This window comes from Consotaella aegiceratis, assembly GCF_036541425.1.
GTDB lineage: Bacteria > Pseudomonadota > Alphaproteobacteria > Rhizobiales > Rhizobiaceae > Consotaella > Consotaella aegiceratis.
This window is the reverse complement of sequence record NZ_JAZHFT010000075.1, coordinates 1-11,140: the sequence shown is the minus strand read 5'-3', so window position 1 is coordinate 11,140 and position 11,140 is coordinate 1. Positions and strand designations below refer to the sequence as shown.

Genomic DNA, 11,140 nt, shown 5'->3' with positions numbered 1-11,140 from the left:
TGGACTTCGACAAGCAGAAGCCGGAAGCCGCCAAGCAGATGCAGACGGCCATGCAGAACGGCGACACCTGCATCTCCTGCCACAAGGGCATCGCCCACAAGATGCCCGACATGTCCGCCGGCTATAAGACCGTTTACCGCGACCTCGTCGCTCAGTCGCAGGACCTGTCGCCCGGCACCGGCGACGTCGTCTATCCGATCGAGACCACCGCCCTCTATCTCGACAAGCCCGATGGCGGCGCAGGCAGCCCGGCCGGCCGGATCGTCGCGGCCACCCCGCTGAAGGTGATCGAGACCGACGGCGACTGGCTCGAGGTCGAGGTCGAAGGCTGGCAGCAACAGGGTGCCGAGCGCATGATGTACGCGGCCCAGGGCAAGCGCATCTTTGCCGTAGCACTGACGCCGGGTGCCGCCGGCAAGACCACGCCCGGCGAGACCATGACCGATGCGGACACCGGCCAGAACTGGACCGATGCCACCATCACGGGCTGGGTCAGGAACGAGAAGCTGACCGCCGACCACGACCAGCTCTGGACCTACGGCTCGGAGATGTTCAGCGGCGCCTGCGGCACCTGCCACAGCCTGCCTCACACCGGTCACTACCTCGCCAATCAATGGATCGGCACGCTCAATGCGATGAAGCGCTTCGCGCCTCTCGACGAGGAGCAGTTCCGCTTCCTCCAGAAGTACGTCCAGATGAACGCCAAGGACATGGGAGGTGAAGATGAGTAGCGCCTTGGAAACGGTCGGCGAGACCGGACCTATCCCGCCTTCGTCACCCGACGCATGGGACGAGCGCCTTCTGGCCTGGCGCTGGTTCGCCCATCTGTTTCGCGCCGCCCCGGACGAGGCCACCGCGATGTCGCTTCGCGACGGCGAAGGCGCGGCGTTTCGCGATCGGCTGGCCGTCGATCCGGCGCTCGCGCCGCATCTCGCCGAGATGCGGCGGCTAGTGAACGACTACGACGACGCAAGGGCATTGACGCGGCGCATGGGCATTGCCTTCTGCCATCTCTTCCTCGGCGTCGGCGGACCAAGCACGGTGGCGCCCTACGAATCCTGCCATCTCGGCGAAAAAGGCCGGATGTTCGATACGGCCACGGCCGACATGGAAGCGCTCTTGCGGCGTCTCGACATCGGCCTTGCGGCCGACGTGCACGAGCCCGCCGATCACATCTCGGTCGAACTCGAGGTGATGGCGCTTCTCGTCGCGACAGACGACGCCGAGGCCGCCCCGTTCCTGGAACGGCTCGCGCGCTGGATGCCGTCTTTTGCGGCCGCCTGCTTCGCCCGCGATCCCTTCGGTTTTTACGCAGCCGCGGCTTCCGCGCTGGAAGCCTTCGTCGAGCGCGAGCGTCTCGCCCTCGGCGCCATGAATTCCCGTTGAATGTGAGGAGGTTCACATCATGTCATCGATGCTCAAGTCGGGTTGGAACGCGGGCGTTTCCCGCCGTTCGTTCCTGAAGTCCAGTGCCGCTCTCGGCGCGGCTGGACTGCTGGGTCCCACGCTGCTCACCTGGGGCGCACGCGCCCAGGGTGCCGATGGAGAGATTCTCACCGGTTCGCACTGGGGCGTCTTCAAGGCGAAGGTCGAAGGCGGCCGCGCCGTTGCTGCGACTGCCTGGGAGGAAGATCCGCATCCGAGCCATCAGCTGCCGGGCGTCGTCGATTCGATCTATTCGCCGACGCGGATCAAATATCCCATGGTGCGCCGCGCCTATCTCGAAAACGGCCCCGGCGCCGATCCCGACAGCCGCGGCCAGGGCGATTTCGTTCGCGTCTCCTGGGACGACGCTCTCGATCTGGTCTCCAAGGAACTGAAGCGCGTGATGGACGAGCACGGGGCCGGCGCGACCTATGCCGGTTCCTACGGCTGGAAGAGCCCGGGCAAGCTGCACAACTGCCAGAGCCTGATGCGCCGGATGATGAACGTCACCGGCCACGGCTTCGTCAACGGCACCGGCGACTATTCGACGGCCGCCGCCCAGGTGATCATGCCGCATGTGGTCGGCACGCTCGAGGTCTACGAGCAGCAGACGGCCTGGCCGGTGGTGGTCGAGAACAGCGACGTCCTGGTGTTCTGGAGCGCCGATCCCATGAAGACCAACCAGATCGGCTGGGTCGTTCCGGACCATGGTGCCTATGAGGGGCTGGATGCCTTCGCCAAGACCGGCAAGAAGGTGATCTGTATCGATCCGCTGCGCACCGAGACGGCGAAGTCGATGAACGCGGAATGGATTCCGGTTCGTCCGCAGACCGACGTCGCCCTGATGCTCGGCATCGCCCACACGCTCTACACCGAAGGCCTGCACGATCAAGACTTCCTCGACAACTACACCAGCGGCTTCGACAAGTTCCTGCCCTATCTGACCGGCGATGACGACGGCACGCCGAAGACCGCCGAATGGGCAGCCGGAATCACCGAAGTGCCGGCCGACAAGATCAAGGAACTGGCCCGCCTGTTTGCCGGCAATCGCACCATGCTCGCCGGCGGCTGGGCGATGCAGCGCATGCACCACGGCGAGCAGGCGCACTGGATGCTGGTGACGCTGGCCTCGATGCTCGGGCAGATCGGCACGCCGGGCGGCGGCTTCGGCCTGTCCTACCACTACGCCAACGGCGGTTCGCCCAGCGCCGACAGCCCGGTGCTGTCCGGCATCACTGATGGCGGCGCGGCCGTCGAGGGTGCGGCCTGGCTGACCGAAAGCGGCGCCCAGTCGATCCCCGTCGCACGCGTGATCGACATGCTGGAAAACCCCGGCCAGGAGTTCGACTTCAACGGCACCAAGGCAACCTATCCGGAGGTAAAATTGGTCTACTGGGTCGGCGGCGATCCGTTCGCCCATCATCAGGATCAGAACCGGATGATCGAGGCCTTCAAGAAGCTCGACACCTTCATCGTGCACGACTTCCAGTGGACGCCGACGGCCCGCCAGGCCGACATCGTCCTGCCGGCCACGTCCGCCTACGAGCGCAACGACATCGAACAGGTCGGCGACTATTCGCTGAAGGGCATCCTGGCGATGAAGAAGGCGGTCGAGCCGGTGTTCGAGGCGCGTTCGGACTTCGACATCTTCGCCGATCTCGCCGACCGTGCCGGCAAGCGCCAGGAGTTCACCGAAGGCCATTCGGAGATGGACTGGATCCGCTCGTTCTATGATGCGGCCCGCGAGCAGGCCCAGCAGCGGCAGATCGAGATGCCGGATTTCGACGCCTTCTGGGACGAGGGCTATGTCGGCTTCGAGGTTCCGGATGAGGCCAAGCAGTTCGTGCGCTACGGCACGTTCCGCGAAGATCCGCTGTTCAACCCGCTGGGCACGCCCTCGGGCCTCATCGAGATCTTCTCCACCAACATCGAGAAGATGGGCTACGACGATTGCCCGCCGCACCCGACCTGGATGGAACCGGTGGAATGGACGGGCGCCCAGAACGCCAAGTTCCCGCTGCATGTCGACTCGGCGCATCCGCCGTCGCGGCTGCATTCCCAGCTCTGCGGCACCAAGCTGCGGGAAACTTACACCGTCGCCGGCCGCGAACCGTGCGTCATCAACTCCGCTGACGCCGAGTCCCGCGGCATTGCCGACGGCGACGTGGTGCGGGTGTTCAACGATCGCGGCCAGGTCCTGGCCGGTGCGATCGTCTCCGACGACGTCCATCCGGGCGTGATCGTCCTCCACGAGGGCGGTTGGCTGAGCCCGGTGGAGCCGGGCAAGGTGGGTAGCCTCGACGCCTATGGCGATGCCAACTGCCTGGCCATCGACGTCGGGACCTCGAAGCTGGCACAGGGCAATTGCGGTCATACCGGCGTTGCCGACATCGAGAAGTATGCCGGCGACCTGCCCGAAGTCACCGTGTTCGCGCCGCCGGCCGCCGCCGAGTAGTCTTCTTCTTCTTCTTTATGTGACGATGCGATCCGGCTGCCTCGGTGGCCGGATCTTTTTATTGCCGTATGGCAGGAGCGGGCGAGGGGCGCGGCCGAGCGATCCCTATCGGGTGCAGGCGGGATCGAGGATCCATTCGGCGCTGTCGTTCCAGACGTCGGTATCGACAATCAGCCCGTCGCGCACGGTGAAGCGGTCGACATAGCGGTTGTTGTCGAAGGGCGTGCCATCGGGCCATTCGCCGAACAGAAAGCCGAGGCTGTAGATGATGGTGTCCTCGGCGCCGGCGACGACGTCGTAGCGTTCGATGCGCTTCTTCACCCAGCGATAGCGTGCGGCGTTGAAGCCGGTCGGGCCGTCGGGTGCATGAAATGTTCGGCCGCCGGTGAAGCGGACGACGAAGCCCGGCGCGACAAAGCGCGCCGCGCGCACCGGATCGGGCGCCATCGAGGCGTCGAGATAGGCTTGCACTGCCGCGAGATCGCGCCTGGCCCGCTCGCTGTCGACCCCTGTGACAATCGCCATACCCGCTCTCCTGCTCGTTGCTCGCTCCGCACCGGAAGAACGATCGCCGGCTTGGTCTTTTGTCAAGGCGTGGAAGCCGAGCGAAGGTTCGAAGGGGCGGTCAGGCGGGAATGCATAAGCTTTGATCACGACCGGCCTAACGGAAGGGCAGTTTTCCTCAACGTGAAAGTCTGTGTCGCTTCCGAAAGGGCGGTTTCACATCTTGGCACATGCTTTGCCTTACGTACCGCATATGGGAAACGAGGGGGACCCGCTTGTCGACGAACGCCGCCGACCTCGAACTCGCCGCCGTCACCAAAGCCTATGGCACGACGGTCGCCGTCGATCGCATATCGCTGAAGATTCCGGCGGGCACCTATTGCTGCCTCCTCGGCCCGTCCGGCTGCGGAAAGTCCTCCACGCTGCGCATGATCGCCGGACACGAATTCATCTCCGACGGTGACATTCTGATCGGCAGCACGGTGGTCAACGACCTGCCGCCGGCGCGCCGCGGCACGGCGATGATGTTCCAGAATTATGCGCTGTTTCCCCATCTGGACGCCCGCAACAACGTCGCCTTCTCGCTGAAGGTCGCTGGTGTCGGGAAGGAGGAGCGTCTGCGCCGGGCCGACGAACTGCTCGAACTCGTGCACATGGAGCGCTATGCCGAGCGGCTGCCGAGCCAGCTGTCCGGCGGGCAGCAGCAGCGCGTGGCGCTGGCGCGCGCGCTGGTCAACAACCCCTCGGTTCTGCTTCTCGACGAGCCGCTGTCGGCGCTCGATCCCTTCCTGCGGGTGCGCATGCGCGCCGAACTGAAGCGCTATCAGCGCGAGTTCGGCATCTCCTTCGTGCATGTCACGCATAGCCAGGAGGAGGCGATGGCGCTCGCCGACATGATCGTCGTGATGAACGACGGGCAAATCGAGCAGGTCGGCAGCCCGCGCGAGATCTTCAACGCGCCGAAGACGGCGTTCGTGGCGCGTTTCATGGGCGGCCACAACGTGCTGACGGACGCCAACCAGGTATTCGCGGTGCGCGCCGACCACATCCGGCTCGACCCGGCCGATCCTGCGGGCGCGGGTGGACTGCGCGCCAGGGTGCGCAACGTCGAATACCAGGGCGCCACGGTGCATGTGACGCTGGTCCGTTCGGACAAGAGCGAGCTGACGGCGATGCTGCCCGAGCGCGAATTCGACCGTCAGCCCTTTTCCGACGGCGACGAGGTGCTGGTCGGCTGGAATCCGGCCGACCGCCACGAACTGCTGGCCTAGGCCGCAGCTGCAAAACCCACACGAAGCCGGACCCACTCAACAAGGCCAAACCCACTCAACAAGGATGGTGACATGACGAAAGAGACCGCAACCGGCCTGTCGCGACTGAAATTCGATCGACGCAGCATGCTGAAGGGCTCCGCTGCGCTTGCCGGCGCGGGATTGGTGACCAAGGTCACCGGCTTTCCGGCGATCGCCCAGGAGAAGGTGACGCTGCGCTATCTGTCGACGGCGGTGAACCAATCTCCGGACATCGCCGCCAAGGCGAGCGAGGATCTGGGCATCGACGTCCAGTATATCACCGTCACGACCGACGACGTCGCCAAGCGCGTCATCACCCAGCCCGGCTCCTTCGATCTGGTCGACAGCGAATATTTCGCGCTGCCCAAGCTCCTGCCTTCGGGCAACATCATGGGCTTCGACGCCAAGCGCATCGACCGGGCCGACGAGATCGCGTCCATCATCCGCGAGGGCACGGTCAACGGCAAGACGGTCGGGCTCGACGGCACCGCGCCCTGCGAAGTGTTCTACCTGCCTGAAGAGGAGTCGACCGAGTTCGCCACGGAGCCGACCGACTTCTTCACGCTGATCCCGACCACCTACAACGCCGATACGCTCGGCATCCGTCCGGACCTCATCGACGGCGAGGTATCGAGCTGGGCGGCGTTGCTCGACCCGAAGTACAAGGGCAAGGCGGCGATCCTCAACATCCCGTCGATCGGCATCATGGATGCCGCCATGGCGCTCGAGGCGCGCGGCGACATGACCTATGGCGACAAGGGCAACATGACGCGCGAGGAGATCGACAAGACGATCGCCGCGCTGATCGAGGCCAAGCGCGCCGGACAGTTCCGCGCCTTCTGGACCGACTTCAACGAGTCGGTGAACCTGATGGCGTCGGGCGAGGTGGTGATCCAGTCGATGTGGTCGCCGGCCGTCACCGCCGTGCGCACGCAGGGCATCGAGTGCAAATACCAGCCGCTCAAGGAAGGCTATCGCGCCTGGGCCGCCGGTTTCGGCCTGCCGGTCGGCATCGACGACCGCAAGAAGGACGCGGCCTACGAGTTCGCCAACTGGTTCCTGTCGGGCTGGGCCGGCGCCTATCTCTCGCGCCAGGGCTACTATCCGGCCGTGCTGGGCACCACCAAGGAGGCGCTGGAGCCCTATGAGTGGGCCTATTGGTACGAGGGCAAGCCGGCCGAGCAGGACATCCACGCGCCGGACGGCAAGCTGCTGGAAAAGGCCGGCGCCAGCCGCGACGGCGGCTCCTACGAGGAGCGCATGGGCTCTGTGGCCTGCTGGAACGCGGTCATGGACGAGAACATCTACATGATCCGCAAGTGGAACGAGTTCATTGCGGCCTGACGTGAGCACCCAGGCTCTCGACGATGCCCCGGCTTCGGCCGGGGCGACCCGGACCAGGCGCAAGCGCTCGGCCGACAAGGGCGTGATCGGCGCAAAACCCTGGACCGCCTATTTGCAGGCGGCGCCGATGGCGCTCGTCTTCTTTCTGTTCTTCGTGCTGCCGCTGGCCACGACGCTGGTCGTCAGCTTCTGGAACTACACCGAATATTCGATCGAACCCGCCTTCGTCCTGCAGAACTATACCGACGTCTTCTACGGCTGCTACGCCGAGCTGCCGGGGCTCTGCACCACCTTCGCCACCTATCTGTCGACGCTGAAATTCGTCGCCATCGTCTGGGCGGTGACGCTCGTCCTCGGCTTCACCATCGCCTATTTCCTGTCCTTCCACGTCCGCACGTTGCCGATGCAGATCACGCTGTTCATGATCTGCACGATCCCGTTCTGGACCTCCAACGTCATCCGCATGATCTCCTGGATTCCGCTGCTCGGACGCAACGGGCTGGTCAACGAGATCCTGCTGGCGACGGGCATCGCCAGCCAGCCGCAGGAATGGCTGCTCTATTCCGATTTCGCCGTGGCGCTGGCCCTGGTGCACCTCTACACGCTGTTCATGGTGGTGCCGATCTTCAACTCGATGATGCGCGTCGACCGCTCCCTGGTGGAGGCTGCCTACGATGCCGGCGCCAGCGGCTGGCAGACGCTCACCAACGTGATCATCCCGCTGGTGAAGCCCGGCATCCTGATCGGCTCGATCTTCGTCGTCACCATCGTCACCGGCGACTATCTGACCATCGGCATCATGGGCGGCCAGCAGATCGCCTCGGTCGGAAAGGTCATCCAGACGCAGATCAACTTCCTGCAATTTCCGATCGCGGCCGCCAACGCCATCGTGCTTCTGGCGGTGGTGCTGTTGACGATCTGGGGCATGCTGCGTCTCGTCGATATCCGCAAGGAGCTCTGACATGGTCCGCGAGGAGCGCCGCCCGCGCAGTTTCTACGTCCTGGCCGTCGTGTTCGCGCTGTTCGTGCTGTTCCTCTACGGCCCGATGGTGACGATCCTGACGCTGTCGTTTCAGGGACCCTACGGCGGCCTGACCTTTCCGATGAACGGCTTCTCGTTCCACTGGTTCGAGCGGCTGTGGGGCGGGCAGGGGGTGGTCGACATCGGCAGCGCCTTCCGCCGCTCGCTGGGGCTGGGGCTGACGGTGATGGTGCTGACCGTCGTCATCTCGGTGGCGGCCGGGCTCGCCTTCCGCAAGCGCTTCCGCGGCTCGACAGCCTTGTTCTATGTGGCGATCGCCAGCCTGATCGTGCCGTCGATCGTCGTGTCGCTCGGCATCGCGCTGGAGTTCCGCATCTTCGACGACCTCTGGAACGCAGGCATGAAGGCCGTCGGACTGCCGGGTCTCACGGTTCGCAACTCGCTGGGCCTGTTCACCTCCGGCCTCGGCGCGCATCTGTCGTGGACGCTGCCCTTCGGCCTCCTGATCATGTTCGCGGTCTTCAACCGGCTCGATCCGAGCTACGAGGAGGCGGCCCGCGATCTCGGCGCGACGCCCTGGCAGAGCTTCCGCTATGTCGTCCTGCCGATCATCGCGCCTTTCCTGATCGGCATTGCGCTGTTCGGCTTCACCCTGTCGTGGGACGAGATCGCGCGGTCCAGCCAGACCATGGGCGCGACCAACACGCTGCCGCTGGAACTGGCGGCGCTGACGACCACGGTGACGACGCCGGAGATCTATGCGCTCGGCACCACGGTGACGGCGGTGTCGTTCACCGTCATCGCCGTGACGCTCGGCCTGTTCTTCCTGGTGCAGCGCCACCGCAACCGGCGCGCGCTCGGCGGTCCATCGGAATCCTGAGACCCATGCGGATCGCCATCGTCAATCCCAACGCCACGTCGTCGATGACCGAGACCATCGCGGCGGCCGCCCGGCGCGTCGCCGCCGCGGGCACGGAGATCGTCGCCATCACCAATGAGGACGGGCCGGCCTCGATCGAGGGCCACGTGGACGGGGCGCTTGCCGTTCCGGGGCTTCTCAACCGGATCGTTCGCGCCGAAGCCGAAGGCGCCAATGCCCATATCATCGCCTGCTTCGACGACACCGGGCTCGATGCCGCCCGCTCGCTGGCGCGCAAACCGGTGGTCGGGATCGGCGAGGCCGGCGCTCATATGGCAAGCCTCGTGGCGCGGCGCTTCGCGGTGGTGACGACGCTCGATTGCGCGGTGACCCTTCAGGAGGAAAACCTCGCCAAGAGCGGCCTGTCCGGCGCCTGCTGTGGGGTGCGCTCCTGCGAGGTGCCGGTTCTGGACCTGGAAAGCGACCCGGAGGCAGCAGCCAAGATTTCCGAGGAGATCGAGCGCGCCATTCGCGACGATCGCGCCGAGGCGATCGTGCTGGGCTGCGCCGGCATGGCCGAGTTCGCCGCCCGGCTGTCGCAGCGCCACGGCCTGCCGGTGATCGACGGCGTCGCCGCCGCCGTCAAGCTGGCCGAGGGTCTGGTCGCCATGGGGCTTACCAGCTCCAGGCGGGGCGGCTATGCTGCGCCCCGTCCGAAGGCGCGCCCCTTCGGGCTGACGAATATGCCGCCGTCGGAGCCATGACCAACGGGATCACCATCCGGACCATGAGCGAGGCCGATCTCGCGCTGGCGGTCGACTGGGCCGCCACCGAAGGCTGGAACCCAGGCCTCGAAGATGTCGCCTGCTTTCGCGCCGCCGACTCCGACGGTTTCCTGATGGCGACGGAAGGCGACGAGCCGGTCGCCTCGATCTCCGTCGTGGCCTATGGCGAGAGCTTCGGTTTCCTCGGCTTCTATATCGTGCGGCCCGACAAGCGCGGGCAGGGCATCGGCTGGGCCTTATGGCAGGCCGGGATGGCGCGGCTGGACGGCCGCACCGTCGGGCTCGACGGGGTGGTCGACCAGCAGAACAACTACCGCAAGTCCGGCTTCGTTCTGGCACACCGCAACGTGCGCTATGCCGGCCCTGCCAGACGGACGCCGAAGGACGTGAGTTCCGGCTCGGCGCCGATCACACGGGCGGATTTCGACGATTTGGCCGTCTTTGATCAACGGCATTTCGGTTTCGGCCGACCGGCCTTCCTGAAGGCCTGGCTTTTCGCACCGGAACATCGGGCCGTTCTCGCCCGCGACGAGACGGGGGCGATCGCCGGCTACGGCGTTTCGCGGCCGTGCCGCGAAGGCTACAAGATCGCGCCGCTGTTCGCCCGAACGCCGGAGGTCGCCGCGGTCCTCTTCGGCGACCTGACGGCCTGCATTCCCGAGGGTGTCACGGTGATCCTCGACGTGCCGGAGCCCAATCCGGCGGCCGTCGCCCTGGCGCGCGAGCATTCGCTCGAACCGGTATTCGAGACCGCCCGCATGTACCGGGGCCACCCGCCCGATCTGCCGCTCGACGAGATTTTCGGTCTCACCAGCTTCGAACTCGGCTAGGGGGCGGACGCTTGGGCGGCTGGCCGACGGAGGCCCTGATGTTCGATCTCGTCTTGCGCCAGGCCCGGATCGTCGGGCACCCGGGTCCCGTCGATATCGGGGTGACGGGCGGAGTGATCTCCGCCATCGCTCCGTCGCTTCCGGCCGGAGGCCTGAAGTGGAGTGCGGAGGGGCGCTTCGTCTGCTCGGGCTTCAGCGAGGCGCATATCCACCTCGACAAGGCGCTGATCCTGGATCGCTGTCCGATCTGCCAGGGCACGCTGAAGGAGGCCGTGACGCTGACGGCTGCGGCGAAGACGACCTTCACGGCGGAGGACGTCTACCGGCGCGCGCGGCGGGTGCTCGAAAAGGCCATCCCGTACGGGACCATGCGCATGCGCAGCTTCGTGGAGACCGATCCACGCGCCGGCCTGCGAAGCTTCGAGGCGCTGATCGCCCTCAAGCGCGATTTCGCGGAGGCCATCGACCTCGATCTCTGTGCCTTCGCCCAGGAGGGACTAGAGCGGGATGGGATTAGGTTGGACCATATCCTGAGTTGACGAGGTAGTTGGCGCATTCGTCTGACGAGATCGAAGCGAGAATCTGCGCGATGGCGTCGGAGACGGCTTGGTAGGTCCGTTCTCCAGCCTTGCGCAGCAGATGCTTGAGTTTGGCAAAGAGCTGC

General features: G+C 65.7%; 11 protein-coding genes and 1 pseudogene. 10 read left to right on the top strand and 2 right to left on the bottom strand.

What is annotated here, in order from left to right:
* The 3 genes from SMD10_RS24130 to torA form a co-directional block, all read left to right on the top strand.
* The coding region (locus SMD10_RS24130; RefSeq protein ID WP_331688288.1) for a NapC/NirT family cytochrome c at positions 1-731 on the top strand (731 nt) is incomplete at its 5' end.
* Positions 724-1,386, top strand: coding sequence for a TorD/DmsD family molecular chaperone (locus tag SMD10_RS24125; RefSeq protein ID WP_331688287.1), 663 nt, complete (start codon positions 724-726; stop codon positions 1,384-1,386). The genes SMD10_RS24130 and SMD10_RS24125, both read left to right, overlap by 8 nt.
* A gap of 19 nt (positions 1,387-1,405) precedes the next feature.
* Positions 1,406-3,880 carry a trimethylamine-N-oxide reductase TorA gene (torA, locus tag SMD10_RS24120; RefSeq protein ID WP_331688286.1) on the top strand — a complete coding sequence of 825 codons (2,475 nt, stop codon included), beginning with the start codon at positions 1,406-1,408 and terminating at the stop codon, positions 3,878-3,880.
* Positions 3,881-3,985: 105 nt separating this feature from the next.
* Here torA and SMD10_RS24115 read toward each other — a convergent pair whose 3' ends face one another.
* Complete coding sequence (locus tag SMD10_RS24115; protein WP_331688285.1) at positions 3,986-4,405, bottom strand: nuclear transport factor 2 family protein; 420 nt, start codon at positions 4,403-4,405, stop codon at positions 3,986-3,988.
* Between the two features lie 254 nt (positions 4,406-4,659).
* Here SMD10_RS24115 and SMD10_RS24110 point away from each other — a divergent pair, with 254 nt between their 5' ends.
* The 7 genes from SMD10_RS24110 (at position 4,660) to SMD10_RS24080 (ending at position 11,015) form a co-directional block, all read left to right on the top strand.
* Positions 4,660-5,655, top strand: a complete 996-nt coding sequence (locus SMD10_RS24110; protein ID WP_331688284.1) for an ABC transporter ATP-binding protein — start codon at positions 4,660-4,662, stop codon at positions 5,653-5,655.
* Positions 5,656-5,727: 72 nt separating this feature from the next.
* The gene (locus SMD10_RS24105; protein ID WP_331688283.1) at positions 5,728-7,020 is read left to right on the top strand and encodes an ABC transporter substrate-binding protein; all 1,293 of its coding nucleotides are present in this window, start codon (positions 5,728-5,730) and stop codon (positions 7,018-7,020) included.
* Between the two features lie 127 nt (positions 7,021-7,147).
* Positions 7,148-7,981, top strand: a complete 834-nt coding sequence (locus tag SMD10_RS24100) for an ABC transporter permease (protein ID WP_331688289.1) — start codon at positions 7,148-7,150, stop codon at positions 7,979-7,981.
* Position 7,982: 1 nt separating this feature from the next.
* Positions 7,983-8,882: an ABC transporter permease gene (locus tag SMD10_RS24095; protein ID WP_331688282.1), complete on the top strand. Its 900-nt coding sequence runs from the start codon at positions 7,983-7,985 to the stop codon at positions 8,880-8,882.
* A gap of 5 nt (positions 8,883-8,887) precedes the next feature.
* A complete protein-coding gene (locus SMD10_RS24090; protein WP_331688281.1) occupies positions 8,888-9,625 on the top strand; it encodes an aspartate/glutamate racemase family protein in 738 nt (245 codons plus the stop codon).
* The gene (locus SMD10_RS24085; protein WP_331688280.1) at positions 9,622-10,476 is read left to right on the top strand and encodes a GNAT family N-acetyltransferase; all 855 of its coding nucleotides are present in this window, start codon (positions 9,622-9,624) and stop codon (positions 10,474-10,476) included. The genes SMD10_RS24090 and SMD10_RS24085 overlap by 4 nt, the downstream gene beginning before the upstream one ends.
* Positions 10,477-10,514: 38 nt before the next feature.
* The gene (locus tag SMD10_RS24080) at positions 10,515-11,015 is read left to right on the top strand and encodes an amidohydrolase family protein (RefSeq protein ID WP_331688279.1); all 501 of its coding nucleotides are present in this window, start codon (positions 10,515-10,517) and stop codon (positions 11,013-11,015) included.
* On the opposite strand, the pseudogene SMD10_RS24075 reads toward SMD10_RS24080, so the two are convergent.
* A pseudogene (locus tag SMD10_RS24075) lies at positions 10,990-11,140 on the bottom strand (IS630 family transposase); the annotation flags it as partial. The gene SMD10_RS24080 and the pseudogene SMD10_RS24075 overlap by 26 nt on opposite strands.

What these genes read in the sequence shown, in the direction of transcription:
- SMD10_RS24125 (WP_331688287.1), top strand. Translation starts at nt 724, where the DNA reads ATGAGTAGCGCCTTGGAAACGGTCGGCGAGACCGGACCTATCCCGCCT.
- torA (WP_331688286.1), top strand. Translation starts at nt 1,406, where the DNA reads ATGTCATCGATGCTCAAGTCGGGTTGGAACGCGGGCGTTTCCCGCCGT.
- SMD10_RS24115 (WP_331688285.1), bottom strand. Translation starts at nt 4,405, where the DNA reads ATGGCGATTGTCACAGGGGTCGACAGCGAGCGGGCCAGGCGCGATCTC.
- SMD10_RS24105 (WP_331688283.1), top strand. Translation starts at nt 5,728, where the DNA reads ATGACGAAAGAGACCGCAACCGGCCTGTCGCGACTGAAATTCGATCGA.
- SMD10_RS24100 (WP_331688289.1), top strand. Translation starts at nt 7,148, where the DNA reads ATGGCGCTCGTCTTCTTTCTGTTCTTCGTGCTGCCGCTGGCCACGACG.
- SMD10_RS24095 (WP_331688282.1), top strand. Translation starts at nt 7,983, where the DNA reads ATGGTCCGCGAGGAGCGCCGCCCGCGCAGTTTCTACGTCCTGGCCGTC.
- SMD10_RS24090 (WP_331688281.1), top strand. Translation starts at nt 8,888, where the DNA reads ATGCGGATCGCCATCGTCAATCCCAACGCCACGTCGTCGATGACCGAG.
- SMD10_RS24085 (WP_331688280.1), top strand. Translation starts at nt 9,622, where the DNA reads ATGACCAACGGGATCACCATCCGGACCATGAGCGAGGCCGATCTCGCG.
- SMD10_RS24080 (WP_331688279.1), top strand. Translation starts at nt 10,515, where the DNA reads ATGTTCGATCTCGTCTTGCGCCAGGCCCGGATCGTCGGGCACCCGGGT.